Here is a 17,790-nt window from a genome sequence, read left to right on the forward strand (position 1 = left end):
CCGTGACATGCCGGTAGTCGTGGTCAGGGAGGAAGCTCGTCGTGAGCAGCAGGCCATCCCGAGGCGCTGCTCGCCTCGCAGCAATACTCGACGCGCTTCCTGACGCGCTGTTGCTCGTCAATGCCAACGGCACTGTGGTCAACGCGAATTCGATCGCCCTCGAGATCATGGAGAGCCCCGGCACCGGTCTCGTCGGCCGCGGCGTGTTGGACCTCCTGCCCGAGTTCGACTCGAAGCTCATCCCCGGCTCGATGCGCCGTCCCGGTGACGACGAAGAGGGACGGGCGAAGCCCAAGAGGATGACGGCCCGACGCACCGACGGCAGCGAGTTCCCCGTCGAGGTCACCGCCGCGCACCTCGACGGCCGTGACGCCTACCGCGAGCCGCAGCCCGCCTACACCGGCGACGAACTGCTGATGCTCGTCGTACGGGACCTGTCCCAGACCGTCGACACCGAGGCCGAGCTCGCCCGCTCCCAGCGACAGACCGAGATGATCCTGCGCGCCGCCGCAGAGGGCGTGGTGGGTACGGACACCGACGGCAGGGTCGTCCTCGTCAATCCGGCCGCGGCGCAGATCCTCGGCTACCGGGCCACCGATCTGGGCAACCGCGAGCTGCACGGGCTGGTCCAGCACTCGCGCGCGGACGGTTCGCCGTTCCCCTTCGAGGAGTCCCCGCTCGCCGACACCCTGCGCAGCGGACGCAAGCACCGGGTCCGCAGCCAGGTGCTGTGGAACAAGGCCGGCCAACCGGTCTCGGTCGACCTGACCACCTCGCCCGTACGGGACGGTGATCTGCTCGTCGGCGCCGTCATGACCTTCACCGACCGGCGCCCCTACGACGCCCTGGCGGCCCGGCACGCCCAGTTGCTGGCGGTGCTCGGTGAGTCGCTGCGGGGCCCGTTGGAGGAACTGCGCGGGGAGCTGGCGACGCTGGCCGCCGATGACGCGGGCCAGCTGTGGCCCGAGGCGAACCAGCTGCTGCACCACCTGGCGGCCGGCTACTCGCGGATGACCACGCTCGTGGACAACGTGCTGGGCTATCAGCGGTTGGACGCGGGCAGCGACAAGCTCGCCAAGGAAAAGACGCTGATCAACAAGGTCGTCGCGGCGGGTGTCGACGGCGCGGTGGAGTTGATCGGTCCGGGCCGGGCGCAGTTCGCCGTGCACGCGCCGACGATCGAGGCCGAGGTGGACGGGGAGCGGATCGCGACCGCGCTCGCACACCTGGTCGCTGACGTCGCCGGGGTGGACGCGACGGGCAAGACCCGGCAGGGCAGCGGGTACAGCGACTCGACGATCGTCGTGGCCGCCGCGCAGCGCGGTGACGTCGTACGGATCGAGGTGCGCGGGCCGTACGAAGGCGGCAACCCGGTGCACGAGCCGATCGTGCGGGGCATCGTGGCCGCGCACGGCGGAGTCCTGCAGACGGTCGACGTGCCCGGCGCGCCGGGCGGTACCTACGTGCTGGAGTTGCCGCTGGGTGCGGGAGCCGGGACGGTGACGCTGCCGGAGCCGGAACCGGAGGAGCCCACGGCCGCGGAGGCGGCGGCCGAGCCGAACGCCAAGGACGGCGCCGGAGTCAGGGCCGAGTCCGGGGGCCGGCGGGCCCGGCGCGGCGTGGACGCTTTCCTCGACGACGCCGCCGACGAGGCGAAGGGGCCGCGGGAGACCGGCGGCGCGCTCGCGCTGTCGTCGGGGCGGCGCCGTGTGGACGGCGCGCTCGACGGAGCCGGTACGAACGGGCCCGGTGCGAATGGACCCGGTGCGAATGGACCCGGTACGAACGGGCCCGAGCTGGCGCAGTCTCCGGTGAACCCGGCGGGTCTGGGTACCGGGCGCAGGCGCGGCCGGGACGGTGACGGCAGTTCGGGCGGCCCGGGCGGACCCGGCGGCATCGGCGCCCCCGACGCCCCCCGGCGTCCCGGCGGACCGCAGCCCGCCCAGTCTGGACCCGGGCAGCCCGTGCCGGCCCAGTCCGCGGCGCGGCAGCCCGTGCCCCCGCGGGGGACCGGGATGCCGGCGCTGCCGCCCGTGCCCGCGGTGCCGCCTGTTCCGCTGACCGAGCATCCGGCGGGTCGCCGCCGCGCGTTGGGCCCGGCCGCGTCGGCCGGCTCGGCGGCGGGTCCGGTGGCGAGTGCGCTCCCGCAGCCGGCCGGTCCGGTTCCGGCGGCCGGGCTCACGGCTCCCGTTCCCCAGCGCCCCATCGCCCCCGAGGGCGGCTTCGCCCTGCCCGCCGGTACGACTCCCGCACCGGGCGCCGCGGCGGGACCCGCTCCGGCCGGGACCGACGCGGAGGCTCCGGTGGGCCGCCGAGGGCGCCGGGTGCTCGGCGCGCCCGCGGCCGAGGCTCCCGAAGCCGGCCCCGCTGCGGCCCCGGAGGTTCCCGGGCCGGTACCGCCCACCGGGCGGCGCCGCGCCCTGCCCGACACTCCCGCCTGGCCGGTGCCCGCGGCCCGTACCGCTTCCGAGGACGACGAGCCCTCGGCGGGCTCCGTACCCGTACCCGGTGCCCGGCAGCCGCACGACACTCCGACCGAGGCCTCTCAGCCGATCAGCGTGCGCGCTCTCGGCACCCTCGGCCAGGGCATCTCGGTCGACGCGGGCGGTTCCGGTCGTCGCCGTCGGCTGTCGGAGCCCGCGCCTCAGGGTCGCGCCTTCGCCATAGGAGCGCCCGAAGCGGGGTCCGACGAGGGCCCGGAGCCGCTCGACGGCCCCGGCGGCGCGGTCGAGGTGGTCAACCGGCCCGTACCGCTGCCCGTGGACGACGAGCTTCCGCCGGAGCCGCTGGACAACCCGCGTCGGCTGCTGGTGTGGCCCGCGCCCGACGCCCAGACCCAACAGGCGCTCAGCGACCGGGGCTACCGCCCGGTGATCGTGCACTCCCGCGAGGAGGTGGACGCCCAGATCGCCGCGTTCCCCGCCGCCTTGTTCGTGGACCCGTTGACCGGTCCCATCACGCGCACCGCCCTTCAGTCGCTGCGTCAGGCGGCGGTGGCGGCGGAGGTTCCCGTCCTGGTCACCGCCGGACTCGGGCACGCCACGCGCGAAGCAGCGTACGGAGCCGACCCCGCCGTCCTGCTCAAGGCGCTCGCGCCGCGTGACAGTGAGCAGCATCCCTCGCGGGTGCTGTTGATCGAGGAGCACGACGAGATCGCCACCGCGCTCACGGCCGCCCTGGAACGGCGCGGCATGCAGGTCGCGCGGGCGGGCGCCGACACCGACGCCGTGGAACTCGCCACCCGGATGCGGCCCAACCTCGTCGTCATGGACCTGATGCAGGTACGCCGCCGGCGGGCCGGGATCGTGGACTGGCTGCGCGCCAACGGGCAGCTGAGCCGCACCCCGCTCGTCGTCTACACGGCCACCGGGATCGACCCTGGCGATCTGCCGCGCCTGGCCTCGGGCGAGAGCGTGCTGTTCCTCGCCGAACGGGCCACGACCGCCGATGTCCAGGGCCGCATCGTGGACCTGCTCGCCAAGATCGGCACCAACTAGTCATCCTGGACCGATGGCCATCATCCACACGACCGAGCACAGCGTTCCCGCCGACAACGGTGAGGTGAGCCTCCTCATCGCCCGGCAGGTCGAGCCGGGCCACGAGGAGGACTTCGAGGCCTGGGCCCGAGGAATCCTGGAGGCCGCCGCGGGCTTCCCGGACCACCTCGGGTACGGGCTGTTCCGGCCGGCGGCGGAGGGCGCCCCCTGGTTCCTGGTGCACCGCTTCCGTCACCAGGCCGCCTTCGAGGCGTGGCAGAGGTCCGCGGAGCGCGCCGCGTTCTTCGCCAACTGCCAGGGCCATCACCACCACGAGATAGCGCGGCGGGAACTGCACGGCATGGAGACGTGGTTCGCGAAGCCGGGCACGACCCGGCCCGCGCCTCCGCGCTGGAAGATGGCGATCAGCTCGGGGCTGGCCATCTTCCCGATCTCGCTGCTCGGCAACGCGGCGCTCGGGCCGTTCCTGGTGGATCTGCCCTTCGTGCTGCGGACGGCCGCCTTCACGGTGGTCTTCAGCACCCTTATGACCTACGTGGCCATGCCCGCCGTCAGCAAGCTGCTGCGGCCATGGCTCACGCGCGGCTGAGGCCTCCGGCCGGGTCGGACCGGTCGAACCGGTCGGGCCTCATGGCGTCCGGCTCGGGCCGCTCGCAGCTGGTCACGTAGGACCTACTCACATGCGGCTCGGGTCAGTCGAGCCTCGTGACGTCCAGCTCGCCGTCCGCGTACTGCCTGCGGATCACCTTCTTGTCGAACTTGCCGACGCTCGTCTTCGGCACGGCCTCGATGAACGTCCAGCGCTCGGGCAACTGCCACTTCGCGATCGACTGCCCCAGGAAGGCGCGCAGTCCCGTGTAGTCCACGGTCCCACCCTCCTTGAGGACGACGGTCGCCAGCGGACGCTCGCCCCATTTGTCGTCGGGTACGGCTACCACCGCCGCCTCGGCCACCTCCGGGTGCGCCATCAGCGCGTTCTCCAGCTCGACGCTGGAGATCCACTCGCCGCCCGACTTGATGACGTCCTTGGCCCGGTCGGTCAAGGTCAGGAATCCGTCAGGGCTGATGACGCCGACGTCACCGGTCTTGAGCCAGCCGTCAGCGCTGAACTTGTCCGACGGACGCAGCGGTTCGCCGGACGCGCCGCCGTAGTAGGCGCCCGCGATCCACGCGCCGCGCACCTCCAGCTCGCCCGCCGACTCGCCGTCCCACGGCAGGCGGTCGCCACCCGGGCCGATCAGGCGGCCTTCGACGCCCGCCGGGAAGCGGCCCTGGGTGATCCGGTACGGCCACTCTTCCTCGGCGCTCAGGCCCGCCGGCGGGTGCGCCATCGTGCCGAGTGGGGAGGTCTCGGTCATGCCCCACGCGTGGCACAGCCGGACGCCCAGCTTCTCGTACGCCTCCATGAGGGACGGCGGGCAGGCCGCGCCGCCGATGGTGACCTGCTTCATCGAGGTGAGGTCGCGGGGGTTCGCGGTGACCTCGGCGAGCAGACCCTGCCAGATGGTGGGGACGGCCGCGGCGTGCGTCGGCTTCTCCCGCTCGATCATCTCGGCGAGCGGGGCGGGCTGGAGGAAGCGGTCGGGCATCAGCAGGTTGATGCCGGTCATGAAGGTGGCGTGGGGCAGGCCCCACGCGTTCACGTGGAACTGGGGAACCACGACGAGGGACGTGTCCCGGTCGGTCAGTCCCATCGACTCGGTCATGTTGACCTGCATGGAGTGCAGGTAGATGGAGCGGTGGGAGTAGATGACGCCCTTGGGGTCCCCAGTGGTGCCCGAGGTGTAGCACATGGCCGCGGCCTGACGCTCGTCCAGCTCGGGCCAGTCGTAGTGGTCGGAGCGCCCCGCCAGGAGCTCCTCGTACTCGTGCACGCGCACGTCGAGGCCGTCGAGCACGGAACGGTCGCCGATACCGGAAACGACCACGTGGTCGATGGTGGGCAGATGCGGCAGCAGCGGCGCGAGGAGCGGTAGCAGCGTGCCGTTGACCAGCACCACCCGGTCCACGGCGTGGTTGACGATGAAGATCAGCTGCTCCGGAGGAAGCCGCAGGTTGAGCGTGTGCAGGACGCCGCCCATGGAGGGGATCGCGAAGTACGCCTCGACGTGCTCGGCGTTGTTCCACATGAGGGTGGCGACCCGGTCGTCCTGCCGGACGCCCAGCTCGTCGCGCAGGGCGTTCGCGAGGCGGGTGGCGCGGGCACCGATGTCGGCGAAGCTGCGGCGGTGCGGCTCGGCTTCCCCGGTCCAGGTCGTGACCTGGGACTTCCCGTGGATCGTCATCCCGTGTCTCAGGATGCGGCTGACGAGAAGCGGTACGTCCTGCATGGTGCTCAGCAAAGCGTCCTCCCGGTGGGCGCTGCGGCGCTACGGCGGCTACGGATGCTGCCGATTCTGCGCACGTACCACGCGGTATGTCACTACCCGGGGGTAGAAACCGCGTCAGGCGCCCTGGCCGTTTCACGTGAAACATCCAACCGCGAGCGGCCGACGCGCCGTAGTGCGGCGTGGTTTCACGTGAAACATCTGGCCGGTTCGGGGCGTCGGGTCAGCGGACCGGGGCGAGCTCCGGGTCCTCGCGAAGCTTCCCCAAGGCCCGGGAGACGGCACTCTTGACCGTGCCGACGGAGACTCCGAGCAGCTCGGCGGTCTGCGCCTCGCTGAGGTCTTCGTAGTAGCGCAGGACCACCATCGCGCGCTGGCGGTCGGGCAACCTGGTCACCGCGCGCCACATCGCGTCTCGCAGGGCCTGCGCCTCCGCGGCGTCCGTGAACGGCTCCTGCTCGGCCTCCGGAAGCTCCTCGCAACAGAATTCGTCGACCTTGCGCTTGCGCCACTGGGAGGTGCGGGTGTTGACCAGGGCTCGCCGGACGTAGCCGTCCAGGGCTCGGTGGTCCTCGATACGGTCCCACGCGGCATACGTCTTGGCGAGGGCCGTCTGCAGCAAGTCCTCGGCGTCGCAGGTATTGGCGGTGAGCGAGCGCGCCGTGCGCATCAGGGACGTGCCGCGGGTCCTGACGTACGCCGAGAACGACGGGTACGGCGTCGGGTTCGAGGCGAGCGTGCAGACAGGCGTGGTCATGCCTCAACGCTAGAAGTGCGACGCCGCCCTGGGATCGGTCGCAGGTGCCGAAGCGAGATCCGTCTCAGGTTGTAGAGCCGGCCTCGGCCGCACCTCCTGAAGGTGGAGGAGACGGTATGCCGGACCGGCTTCCGGCTCAGCCGTCGGCACTGAGGATCAGGCCGGACGTCGGCACCCCCGTGCCGGCCGTCACGAGGCTGTGAGCAGCGCCGGAGAACTGGTTGACGGAGGTGCCGCGCAGCTGCCGAACGGCCTCGGCGATGCCGTTCATGCCGTGCAGGTACGCCTCTCCGAGCTGGCCACCGTGGGTGTTGAGGGGGAGCGCGTCGGCGGCCACGAAGTCCGCGGCCTCCCCTCGACCGCAGAAACCGAACTCTTCCAGCTGCATGAGAACGAAGGGGGTGAAGTGGTCGTAGAGGATGCCGACGTCGATGTCCGACGGCCGCAGTCCACTGGTCCGCCACAGCTGGCGCGCGACGACGTCCATTTCCGGCAGCCCGGTCAGGTCGTCCCGGTAGAAGGAGGTCATGGCCTCCTGGCGGCGCCCTGCGCCCTGCGCCGCCGCGGTGATCACGGCGGGCACCTGCCGCAGGGAGCGGGCCCGGTCGGTACTGGTGACGATCAGGGCCTGGCCGCCGTCCGTCTCCTGGCAGCAGTCCAGGAGCCGCAAGGGCTCGACGATCCAGCGCGACGCGGTGTGGTCGGCGAGGGTGATGGGTTTGCCGTGGAAGTAGGCGGCGGGGTTGTTCGCGGCGTGCCGGCGCCCGGTGACGGCGACGTGGCCGAAGGCCTCAGGGGTCAAGTGGTACGCGTGTAGGTAGCGCTGGGCCGCCATGGCCACCCAGGACGCCGGGGTGAGCAGTCCCCAGGGCAGCGACCAGCCGAGGGCCGCGCCTTCCGCCGAGGGTTCGCGCTGCTGGACCCCGGACCCGAAGCGGCGCCCGGAGCGCTCGTTGAAGGCGCGGTAGCAGACCACGATCTCGGCGACGCCGGTGGCGACGGCGAGCGCGGCTTGTTGGACCGTTGCACAGGCCGCGCCACCTCCGTAGTGGACCCGGGAGAAGAAGGACAGTTCTCCGATACCGGCCGCCTGCGCGACGGTGATCTCGGGGCTCGTGTCCATCGTGAAGGTGACCATGCCGTCGACATCGGCGGGGACCAGTCCGGCGTCGTCGAGGGCGGCGTGAACGGCTTCGACCGCGAGTTTGAGCTCGCTGCGGCCGGAGTCCTTGGAGAATTCGGTCGCGCCGATGCCCACGATGGCGGCCCGGCCGCCCAGCTCGTCCCGGGTGCGGACGCTCACTCTCCGGCCCCCTGGCGCTCCGGGGCGCCGTGGGCGCGGCGAGCTCCCAGGGACACCGTGACGGTGCCGGTGACGTGGTTCCCGATGCCGTTGGCGCCGACCACCCGGATCTCGGCGGTGTCCCCGTCGAGGGCGGTGACCGTGCCGGTGAGGGTCATGGTGTCTCCGGGGTGGTTGGGGGCGCCGAGGCGGATGGCCACCTTGCGGAGGGTGGCGGCCGGCCCGAGATGATCGGTGATGTAGCGACCGACCAGGCCGTTGGTGGTCAGGATGTTCATGAAGATGTCCGGGGAGCCTTTCTCGCGCGCCAGCTCGGCGTCGTGGTGCACGTCCTGGTAGTCCCGGGAGGCGATGGCGCCCGCGACGATGAGCGTGCGGGTCACCGGGATCTCCAGCGGCGGCAATGCGTCACCGACCCTCATGTGTCATCCCCTCTGTGCGGGTGGTCGCTGCGGAGGTGATAGCTGTGGAGGTCGACGTCCCCACCGCGGTTGTCAGGGGTACGTGCGACTCGGCGGCGTCCTGGGCCTGCGTCGGTCCCTCGGCCAGGAGCGTGCCCAACTCGGCCAGCAGCTCGCTGCCACAGCCCAGGTAGGCGTCCAACTGGCGCCCCCACAGGAAGTGGCGGTGGACGGGGTGGTCCAGGTCCGCGCCCATGCCGCCGTGCAGGTGCTGACCGGTGTGGACGACCCGCTTGCCGGCTTCCGATGCCCACCAGGCCGCCGTCAGCGCGTGCTCATGGGCGGACAGACCCTCGTCGAGGCGCCAGGCCGCCTCGTAGGTGGTGACCCGGATCGCCTCCGTGTCCATGTGGGCGTCGGCGGCCCGCAGCATGACCCCCTGGTTGGTGGAGAGGGGCCGGCCGAACTGTTCGCGGGTGGAGGTGTACTCAACGGCCCGGGCCAGCGAGCCCGCGCAGACGCCCGCCTGGAGCCCGGCGAAGGCGGTACGGGCGACGGAGAGGACGTCCTCGTAGACCCCCGGCCCCTGCCCGAGCGGTTCCGCCTGTACGCCGGTCAGCGTCAGCCGGCCCGCGCCCCAGGGCGCGGTGGTCTCCACCGCGGAGGTTTCCACACCGGGCAGGTCGGTCCGTACGAGCCACAGGGACCGCCCCGCGTCCGGGACCAGGACATGGGTGGCGTCGCGCAGCCACGGGACGACCGGGGCTGTGCCGGTGAGCCGGCCGTCCGGTGTGGCGCTGATCCCGCCCCGCCCGGGGAAGGCGCCCGTGGCCACCGCCTCACCCGTCCCGAGGGCGGGCAGCAGCCGGGCGCGTTGGTCGGGGCTGCCGTGCCGGACCAGGGGGAGGATTCCGTAGGCACAGGTGGCGGCGTACGGGACCTGGGCCGTCGTGCGGCCCTGTTCCTCCAACAGGAGCACCAGGCCGAGCAGGCCGATGTCCTCGACGGCGGCCGTCAACCCGGCACTCGTCAGGGCCTTCCACAGTTCGGCGTGGCTTCCGGTCCCGGCGGCCGCCAGGCGCTCGTGGGTGGAGAGGTCGCGGAAGATGCGGGCGGCGAGGCCGGCCGCGGCGGCCTGTTCCTCGGTCGGCCGGAAGTCCATCAGCCCTCGCCTCCTCGGAAGACGGGCAGTTCCAGGTCCTCGTCCACGCGCAGGAACTCCAGTCGGACGGGCAGACCGACACGCACCTTGTCATAGGGGACACCGGTGATGTTGCTGATGATCCGGACTCCCTCGGCGAGTTCCACGAGCGCGACCGCGTAGGGAGGGTCGAACGCCGGGAAGGGCGGGTGGTGCATGACGACGTAGCTGAAGACGGTGCCGGCCCCGCTCGCCTCGACGGTGTCCCACTCGGGGCTCGCGCAGGCGTGGCAACCGGGGAGCCAGGGGAAGCGGAGGGTGCCGCAGGCGGCGCAGCGCTGGATCAGCAGCTTGTGCGCGCGCACGCCGTCCCAGAAGCCCTGGTTGTCGCGGTTGATCACCGGCCGCGGGCGGCGCGCTTCGGGTTGTCGCTGTTGCGGGGGCCGCCGGGCCGGCGCGAACTTGAGGATGCGGAAGCGGTGGGTACCGGCGAGTTCCCCGTTCGCGCGCACGTCCATCCGGGTCGTCACGAAGTGGCCGGCGCCGAGCTTGGTCGACTTGCGCGGCGAGACCGACTCGATCACGGCGTCGAAGGTGACGGCGTCCCCCGGGCGCAGCGGGCGGAGGTACTCCTGCTCGCAGTCGGTGGCGACCACCGAGGTGCACCCGGCGCCGTCCAAGAGCGCGAAGAGCTCGTCGTAGGCGGAGGAGCGGTCGCTGTGTCCGGAGAGCCCGCCCATCGTCCACGCTTGGAGCATGGTCGGCGGGGCGATGGCGTCGGGACCGGTGTAGGCGGGATTGGTGTCGCCCATCGCCTCGCACCAGTGGCGGATCATCGGTGCGTTCACCAGGTCCTTGGCGCGTCCCGCGGTGGCGGCGGGCCGCCCTTCGAATTCCTTCAGCAGCGCGTGGAAGCGGGCCGCCTCGTCAAGGCCCCCGGCCGGGTCCGCGGTCATCGCTTCCTCCCCTTCATGCCGAGCCGCATCATGGCGACGATCTCCCGCTGGACCTCACTGACCCCGCCGCCGAATGTGTTGATCTGGGCGGCGCGGTTCATGCGCTCCAGCTCGCCTCCCGCGAAGCCCGCGGGCCCGCGTACGAGGGCCTCCTCGCCCACCGCTTCCTGGCACATCCGGTACACCTCGACGGTGGACTCGGTGCCCAGGAACTTGACGCCGCTGGCATCGCCCGGGCCGAGGGTGCCGTCGCCGACGTCCTGGACGAGGCGCCAGTTCAGGAGGCGTACGGCGGCCAGCCGTGCGTGGGCCTCGGCGAGGCGGGAGCGTACCCAGGGCCGGTCCGCCGGGCGCTCGCCGGTGACGGGGTCGGGGGTACGGGCGTGGGCCAGCGCGCGTTCGTAGAAGTCCTCGGCCTGCATGCCTATGGCGGCCAAGGCCACGCGTTCGTGGTTGAGCTGGTTGGTGATCAACCCCCAGCCGCCGTGTTCGGGGCCGACGAGGTGGCCGGCGGGCACGCGGACGGAGTCGTAGTACGTGGCCGTGGTGGTGAGTCCACCGACCGTTTCGATCGGGGTCCAGCCGAAGCCGGGGGCGTCGGTGGGCACCAGGATGATCGAGATGCCCTTGTGCTTGGGGGCCCGGGGATCGGTTCGGCAGGCGAGCCAGATCCAGTCGGCGTTCTGGGCGTTGGAGGTGAAGATCTTCTGCCCGTCGATCAGCCACTGGCCCTCGGGGCCGCCCTCGCGCACCGCTCGGGTGCGCAGCGAGGCGAGGTCGGTACCGGCCTCGGGCTCCGAGTAGCCGATGGCGAAGACGAGCTCGCCCTTGAGGATGCGCGGGAGGAAGTGTTCCTTCTGCGCCTGGGTCCCGTACCTCATCAGGGTCGGCCCGACGGTGTTGAGGGTGACCATGGAGACGGGGGCCCCGGCCCGATACGCCTCGTCGAAGAACACGAACTGCTCGTCGGCGCCGCGTTCTTGGCCGCCGTACTCCACGGGCCAGCCCAGGCCGAGCAGTCCGTCATCGCCGATGCGCCGCAACAGCGCGCGTTGGGCGTCAGGTTCTTCGGGCGGCCCGTCGGGGAGGAGTTCGCGGAAGTACTCCCGCAGTTCGGAGCGGAGCCGCAACTGGCTTCCGGTCGGGGCGAGGTGCACGCGCGGGCCTCCCGGCTTCACATCGACGAATAAACTGACTGTCCGTCAGATTTGCGGTCGGTGTCAAGGTGCCGACGAGCAACGAAGAGCGGCCGGAGGGCGCGAGGAGGGCACGACGATCAAGAGCGGTGGACATCAGGTGAGCGGGCATCGGCTGAGCGGGCATCGGGGGGAGGGGCTGCACACGGGGGCGCCCGCGCTACCGGACCCCAGCCGGTCCGGTCACACGGGCGCCCCGATCAGTCAGCCCCGATCAGGCGGCGTCACCGCCACGGGAAGAAGTTCACCGCCACATTGGTGCTGTGCTGCTGGATCGCCGTCCAGGCCGATCCGTTGACCTGCGCGGTGTTGTTCTGGTTGGACGCGCCTGCGCCCGTGGCGACCTGCTGCGAGGTGGAGGAGTTGCCGTGGTTGTTGCCGGCCACACCACTGCCGATGATGCCGGCGACGGTGGCGATGACGTGGGCGGTACGGATGCTTGCCATGTCTGAATCCTGCAGAAGACCGAAGTGGGTTCTCTCCCAAGGCAGTTGGCCGACCGCAATAAACCTGATTCGTGCCACCACAGCCTCAGATCAGCACCCCTGAATCGGCTGACACTCCTGCCACAGGGAAGGAGGATCGTTTCTCCAATCCCGCCAGGTCCGGGCATGCCAAAAAGGGCCGCGCTGTCCGGGAACCCACTGCCTCCCGGGCCTGCGACCCTGCGATGCCTTGCTTTGCGCTCCCGTGCGCCCCGGCGCCGCCGGAGCTCATCCACTCACGCCCCTCCGACGGGGCGCCTTGGGCGCGCTCCACGGCCGTACCCGGCCGGGCTCCAGCGCCCACTGTTCCACTTCGACCTGCCGCGCCCGCCTTGCACCTACGCGGCGAGCCCCCACTGCCGCGCGACGTCCCGGGCGCGGCCGGCGGCGACGGCCGTGGTCTGCGGGGCGGGGCCACCGGCCTCGGGAGAGCCGGTCGGCTGCGCGGCGGCTCCCGCGAGCCCACCCGCGGCCAGGGCGGTGGTCGAACGACGGACAGAGGGGGTCTTGCCGTGCGCCTCGGCCCTGATCCGCTGCTTGATCGTGGGCGGGAGCGATCCTCCCCGCATCATCGCCCGCCACGTCCGCCGTGCCACCATCGCCGGTCGGCGCCGACTCGCGGGAACCGCCATGGCCGTCTCGGCCGAGCGGGGCGCCTCAGTGGCCTTCACATCGAAACCGAGCGCGGCGAAGAAGGCCACGATCATGGCGAGGAGAGTGGTCCAGAACGACGAGACGGTGCTGCGGAGAGCCATGACGGGGTCCCTCATTTCGCGATGTTCCGAAGGGCGGATCTGAATACATTCGTCATGATGGTTCCGCAACCGCACGGACCCCACTGCGCACGCCGATCTTCCGACAAACACCACTCAAAGGGATCAATCTCTCTCAGTGGCTCCCCAGGCGATCCGAGGCCGTCGGCATCGGACAGAGGATCGGACCGTGGCTCCCGGCCCCGAAACGACAGAACGGCCCCCGACCGTGTTCCTGGTCGGGGGCCGTCCGTTCACCGGCGGTGGGTGTGGGATTTGAACCCACGGTGACTCGCGCCACGACGGTTTTCAAGACCGTTCCCTTAGGCCGCTCGGGCAACCCACCTGGCCGGTACAGAGTACCGGGCGAAGGGAGTGTGTGGGCCCTGGGTCAGGCGGATTGGCGCTGGTCGTAGGCCGCCTTGGCCGCGTCTCCGAAGTACGGGCCGAACATCTCGTTCGGTTGTTGCAGCCCCCGTTGAGCGGATGGTGTCTCCACTGCGGCCGAGGGACCGACGGACGCCGGGGCGCCGACGAGGAAGGCGCCCGTGGCGAGCGGGACGGCTGCGGCGGTGCGGCGTCGGTTCACGTACGGCTCCCCCTGCTCCGGCTTCAAGTGGTGAGCAGGACGCCCCCGTAGGACACTCCGGCGACCACCACCCAGGCACCGAGACCCAATACCGCCGCCCGGCCTCCGGTCCGGGCCAGGGTGGGGAGGTGGACTGCGGTGCCCAGGCCGAACAGGGCTGCGGCCAGCAGGGCCTCCTGGGCGGTGTGTGCCCAATCGAGCGCAACCTCGGGCAGTACGCCGGTGGCGCGCAGCGCGGCCGTCAGCAGGAAGCCGGCCACGAAGAGGGGCACCGGGGCGGGGCGCCGCCCCGAGGCCGTACGCACCCCGCGCCGCCGGGCCCGCACCGAGAAGGCCACCGCCGCCACGAGCGGGGCCAGCAGCGCCACCCGCATGAGCTTGACCAGGACCGCCTCACCCAAGGCGCCGGGACCGGCCGTCTGCGCGGTCGCCACCACCTGCCCCACGTCATGGACGCTCGCGCCCACCCACCGGCCGAATTCCAGGTCGGACAGGCCCAAGGGGCTTTGGAGGAGCGGAAGCACGGCAATGGCCAACGTTCCACACAGGGTCACCAAGGCTACCGATGAGGCCACGTCTTCCTCGTCGCTGCCGGACACCTCGCTCACCGCGCCGATGGCCGAGGCCCCGCAGATCGAGTACCCGGTGGCGATCAACAACGGCTGGTCTCCCGGCAACCCCAGACGCCGACCCAGCCACAGGGTTCCGAAGAAGGTGGCCGCGACCACCCCGCTCACCATCACCGCCGTCGACCAGCCCAGCCGGAGCACTTGGTCGAGGCCCAAGCCCAAGCCGAGCAGAACGATGCCGATGCGCATCAGCCTCCGTCCCGCCAGGGACAGCCCCGGACGCGCGGGTCCTCGTACGACGCTCCGAGTGACCGGTAGGTGTGCGACGAAGATGCCCAGCACCACCGACGCGGTCAGCATCGGCACCGCCGGCACCACCAGATGCACACACCACGCCAGTAAGGCGCCGAGGGCCGCGAACGCCAGTCCGGGCCAGGAGGAAGGAGAGGTTTCACGTGAAACACGAGCGACCGGGGCTGTTTCACGTGAAACATGGCGCAGCCGGTCCCACAGCGGACGGTGGGTGGGCCGGTTCAGCAAGGCCATCAGCCGGCCGGGATCGTGTAGACACGCCGGACGCTACTGCCCAGGCGGGCGACGTCCGCGCCATAGATGTGAACGGATATGGCGGTCGCACGACAGGAGTTGCGGACCTTGTGGATATCGCCGGGCGGGGCGAACCCGCAGACGTCACCCGGCCCGTTGACGACCTCCTCCGTCGGCACCAGGTGGGCGCCCGCCGTCGCCGTGGCCGGCGCCAGCCGGTAGCGGAGCTCGCTCTCGGCCCCTTCGTAGACGCCGGCCACGCACCACGCGACGTGATCGTGGATGGCGGTCTCCTGACCGGGTAACCACACCAGCGCAACCACCGAGAAACTGCCGTCCGGCTCGGCGTGCAGCACGTGCTGCCGGTAACGGTCCGCGTGCCCCTCCCGCTGTTCGGGCGTGAGGAGATCATCTCCGCGCAGGTAAGGGGCGAGACGCTCACCGACGAGGTGGGCGGTCAGGTCGGGTACGAGCCCACGCTCCACGACGGCGCGGATCTCACTGACGAGGGCGGCCATGCTCGTGGTCGTGCGGGCCGGTGTGGTGGTGGTCATACAGGGAGCGTCCGGGCAGCCCACCCATCACGTCCAACGACAGTTCCGACCCGAAATCCCAAGCTGCGTTTATGAATCGGCGGAGTCGCGGTACCCGGTGTCAGCAACCGACACGGTTCTCCGCGACCCGTTTCAGTTGCTCCAGGACCACCGCTGTCGCGGGAATCCTCAGGTGGTCGCGGTACACGTACGCGGCGATGTGGCGGCGCGCGGCCGGCTGGAGCGGGCGACCACAGACCTTGTTCAGTGAGAGGGAGGGGAGCACCAGGGCGGGCATCATCGCCACGCCCAAGCCCTGCGCGACGAGGCTCTGCACCACGAGGTTGTCGTCGGTCGCGAATCGAATGTCGGGGACGAATCCGAGCTCCGCACACTCGTGGAGCAGGTTGGCCCGGCACCGCGGGCAGCCGGCGATCCACCGTTCCCCGGCCAGATCGGCCAGATGGACGGCCCGGCGTCGGGCCAATGGGTGCCCTGTCGGCAGGAGCACCGTCAGCTGGTCTTCCAGCAGCTTTACCTCGGCGACCTCCTCCGGAACCTCCTCGTGCAACCCGGGGTAGGTGAAGGCGAGCGTGATGTCGCATTCCCCGCGCTGAAGCCTCCGCAGGGACTCCGGTGGTTCCCCTTCCAGCAATTCGACCTGGATGCCCGGGTGCTCCTTCCCCAGCCCACTGAGCGCCTCGGGGACGAGCGTGACATTCGCACTGGGGAATCCGCAGAGCCGCACCCGCCCGGTGCGCAGACGCGCGTACGCCTTCAGCTGGGCTTCGGCCGCCGAGAGGCTGCCGAGGATGGATTCGGCGTGCCGGGCCATGGACTCGCCGGCCTCGGTGAGCTGCATTCTCCGGCCGACCCGGGTGAAGAGCGGGGTGCCGACGGCGCGTTCCAGCGCCTTCATCTGCTGGGTGATCGCGGGCTGGGTGTACCCCAAGACGCGTGCGGCCGCCGAGTAGGACCCCGAGGCGACCACTTCATGGAATGTCCGTATGTGCCGAGAATCGAACACGAAGGAAGCATAAGCGGACGTTGGGAGGGGCCGTAGGCGGAATCCCGCCCACGGCCCCTCTCCATCAAGCCATTGGCCGGCACGCGTTGAGCGCGCGCCCCTGCCGTGCCCCGGTCAGGGCTTGTCGCCCACCCGAGAGCCGAGCGTGATGTCCACCGTGTTCGGCTTGCCATCGCGCAGGTACGTGAGCTTCACCGTGTCGCCCGGCTTGTACGTCCAGATCTCGCTGATCAGGGTCGGGCCACTGTCGATCGGCTTGCCGCCGAACTGGGTGATGATGTCACCGGGCTTGAGGCCCGCCTTGCCGGCCGGACCGTTGGGGTCGACCAGCTCGTTGGCGGAGGCGCCCTGCTCGGAGATCTTGGCCCCTTCGACCTTGGCCTGGAGGTCCACCGACACCGAGATGATCGGGTAGACCGGCTTGCCCGTCTTGATCAGCGACTGGGCGACGTTCTTGGCCTGGTTGATCGGGATCGCGAAACCTAGGCCGATCGAACCGGCCTGCCCACCACCGAAACCGCCGTTCCCGGCGGACTGGATCGCCGAGTTGATGCCGATGACCGCGCCGCGCCCGTCGAGGAGCGGGCCGCCGGAGTTGCCCGGGTTGATCGAGGCGTCGGTCTGCAGCGCGCTCATGTACGAGTTCTTGCCCCCGGAGGCGTCACCTGAGGCGACCGGGCGGTTCTTGGCGCTGATGATGCCGGTGGTGACCGTGTTGGACAGACCGAAGGGGGCGCCGATGGCGATCGTCGAATCACCGACGGCGACCTTGTCGGAGTCGCCGAGCGGAAGCGGCTTCAATCCGGTGGGCGCGTTCTTGAGCTTGATCACGGCCACGTCGTAGCCCTGCGCCCGGCCGACCACCTCGGCGTCGTACTTCTTGCCGTTGGAGAAGGTCGCGGTCAGCTTGCCGCCGTTGGCGGCGGAGGCGACGACGTGGTTGTTGGTGAGGATGTGGCCCTCTTCGTCATAGACGAATCCGGTGCCCGTGCCGCCTTCTCCGTCGCCGGCCGAGGCCTCGATGGTGACCACGCTCGGGAGCGAGCCCGCCGCCAGGCCCGCGACCGAGCCGGGCTCGCGCTTGAGGTCCTTGGGGGTACTGGCGGTGATCGTGGTCGAGCCGACGCCGTCGTTGCCGCGTTCCGCCGCCCAGTAGCCGACCCCGCCGCCGACGCCGCCGGCGAGGAGGGCCGCGACGAGTACGGCCGCGATCAGGCCGCCCCGGCCCTTGGGCTTGGGGGCGGGAGCGCCGTGTGCGGTCAGCGGGGCTCCCCAGGTGCCACCGCCGTGTCCGCCGTCACCGCCGTACGCCGGGACGGTGGGCGGCGGCGGAGGCCAGCCTTCCGCGCCGTGCGCCGCCGGGGCCTGACCGTGCGGGGCTTGACCGTGCTGGGCTTGACCGTGCTGGGCCTGGTCCTGAGGAACCTGCCCGTACGGGTCCTGCGCCCCCGGGGCCGTCTGCCCGTACGCAGGAGCGGCGGGCGGAGCCACCGGAGCCGCCGCCGGGATCTGCCGGGTCGGCTCGGTACCGGCCGCGTGCGCCGGAGGGTGCGCCTCGTGCGCGTTCGCGTCGACCGGTGCGGCACCGGGCTGGGCGGCGGACGAGGGCTCGGGGGTGGTGGAAGCGGCCACGGGCACGGGGGGTGCGGACGGGGCCGCGGGGGGAGTCGGGGCCGCGGTGCCCTCGTTCTCGGTGCTCACAGCGCTCTCT

16 protein-coding genes and 1 tRNA gene are annotated in these 17,790 nt (G+C 71.3%); 2 read left to right on the forward strand and 15 right to left on the reverse strand.

All coding sequences use genetic code 11. The features are described 5' to 3' along the window. Positions 1-41 precede the first annotated feature (41 nt). Entirely contained in the window at positions 42-3,497 is a 3,456-nt protein-coding gene (locus ACV7NM_RS16005; RefSeq protein WP_463410898.1) for a response regulator, read from the forward strand. Positions 3,498-3,510: 13 nt separating this feature from the next. Continuing rightward, positions 3,511-4,086, forward strand: a complete 576-nt coding sequence (locus tag ACV7NM_RS16010; protein WP_463410899.1) for an antibiotic biosynthesis monooxygenase — start codon at positions 3,511-3,513, stop codon at positions 4,084-4,086. A gap of 103 nt (positions 4,087-4,189) precedes the next feature. Here ACV7NM_RS16010 and ACV7NM_RS16015 read toward each other — a convergent pair whose 3' ends face one another. The 15 genes from ACV7NM_RS16015 to ACV7NM_RS16085 all read right to left on the reverse strand — a co-directional run bounded on the left by ACV7NM_RS16015 (position 4,190) and on the right by ACV7NM_RS16085 (position 17,780). Continuing rightward, complete coding sequence (locus ACV7NM_RS16015; RefSeq protein ID WP_463410900.1) at positions 4,190-5,839, reverse strand: long-chain fatty acid--CoA ligase; 1,650 nt, start codon at positions 5,837-5,839, stop codon at positions 4,190-4,192. A 208-nt stretch (positions 5,840-6,047) separates the two neighbouring features. Then, a complete protein-coding gene (locus ACV7NM_RS16020; protein WP_463410901.1) occupies positions 6,048-6,581 on the reverse strand; it encodes a SigE family RNA polymerase sigma factor in 534 nt (177 codons plus the stop codon). A gap of 136 nt (positions 6,582-6,717) precedes the next feature. Next, positions 6,718-7,884: a lipid-transfer protein gene (locus ACV7NM_RS16025; protein ID WP_463410902.1), complete on the reverse strand. Its 1,167-nt coding sequence runs from the start codon at positions 7,882-7,884 to the stop codon at positions 6,718-6,720. After that, complete coding sequence (locus ACV7NM_RS16030) at positions 7,881-8,306, reverse strand: MaoC family dehydratase (protein WP_463410903.1); 426 nt, start codon at positions 8,304-8,306, stop codon at positions 7,881-7,883. The genes ACV7NM_RS16025 and ACV7NM_RS16030 overlap by 4 nt, the downstream gene beginning before the upstream one ends. Further along, the gene (locus ACV7NM_RS16035) at positions 8,293-9,447 is read right to left on the reverse strand and encodes an acyl-CoA dehydrogenase family protein (RefSeq protein ID WP_463410904.1); all 1,155 of its coding nucleotides are present in this window, start codon (positions 9,445-9,447) and stop codon (positions 8,293-8,295) included. The genes ACV7NM_RS16030 and ACV7NM_RS16035 overlap by 14 nt, the downstream gene beginning before the upstream one ends. After that, positions 9,447-10,382: a bifunctional MaoC family dehydratase N-terminal/OB-fold nucleic acid binding domain-containing protein gene (locus tag ACV7NM_RS16040; protein WP_463410905.1), complete on the reverse strand. Its 936-nt coding sequence runs from the start codon at positions 10,380-10,382 to the stop codon at positions 9,447-9,449. Before ACV7NM_RS16040 ends, ACV7NM_RS16035 begins: the two co-directional genes overlap by 1 nt. Further along, on the reverse strand, positions 10,379-11,539 hold the full coding sequence (locus ACV7NM_RS16045; RefSeq protein ID WP_463410906.1) for an acyl-CoA dehydrogenase family protein: 1,161 nt from the start codon (positions 11,537-11,539) through the stop codon (positions 10,379-10,381). The genes ACV7NM_RS16040 and ACV7NM_RS16045 overlap by 4 nt, the downstream gene beginning before the upstream one ends. Before the next feature lie 263 nt (positions 11,540-11,802). Then, on the reverse strand, positions 11,803-12,039 hold the full coding sequence (locus ACV7NM_RS16050) for a hypothetical protein (protein ID WP_463413957.1): 237 nt from the start codon (positions 12,037-12,039) through the stop codon (positions 11,803-11,805). A 362-nt stretch (positions 12,040-12,401) separates the two neighbouring features. Beyond that, positions 12,402-12,818 (reverse strand): DUF6344 domain-containing protein, encoded by a 417-nt coding sequence (locus ACV7NM_RS16055; RefSeq protein ID WP_463410907.1) that lies wholly within the window; start codon positions 12,816-12,818, stop codon positions 12,402-12,404. 258 nt (positions 12,819-13,076) lie between these two features. Then, positions 13,077-13,161 (reverse strand) — tRNA-Ser (locus ACV7NM_RS16060). A 45-nt stretch (positions 13,162-13,206) separates the two neighbouring features. Next, entirely contained in the window at positions 13,207-13,404 is a 198-nt protein-coding gene (locus ACV7NM_RS16065) for a hypothetical protein (RefSeq protein ID WP_463410908.1), read from the reverse strand. Between the two features lie 23 nt (positions 13,405-13,427). Continuing rightward, positions 13,428-14,519 carry a YeiH family protein gene (locus ACV7NM_RS16070; protein ID WP_463410909.1) on the reverse strand — a complete coding sequence of 364 codons (1,092 nt, stop codon included), beginning with the start codon at positions 14,517-14,519 and terminating at the stop codon, positions 13,428-13,430. Continuing rightward, complete coding sequence (locus ACV7NM_RS16075) at positions 14,519-15,073, reverse strand: cysteine dioxygenase family protein (RefSeq protein ID WP_463410910.1); 555 nt, start codon at positions 15,071-15,073, stop codon at positions 14,519-14,521. Before ACV7NM_RS16075 ends, ACV7NM_RS16070 begins: the two co-directional genes overlap by 1 nt. Positions 15,074-15,173: 100 nt before the next feature. Further along, positions 15,174-16,079 carry a LysR family transcriptional regulator gene (locus ACV7NM_RS16080; protein WP_136210476.1) on the reverse strand — a complete coding sequence of 302 codons (906 nt, stop codon included), beginning with the start codon at positions 16,077-16,079 and terminating at the stop codon, positions 15,174-15,176. 114 nt (positions 16,080-16,193) lie between these two features. Beyond that, positions 16,194-17,780: a S1C family serine protease gene (locus ACV7NM_RS16085; RefSeq protein ID WP_463410911.1), complete on the reverse strand. Its 1,587-nt coding sequence runs from the start codon at positions 17,778-17,780 to the stop codon at positions 16,194-16,196. Positions 17,781-17,790 lie beyond the last annotated feature (10 nt).

This window comes from Streptomyces sp. Tek67B01 (assembly GCF_055231995.1).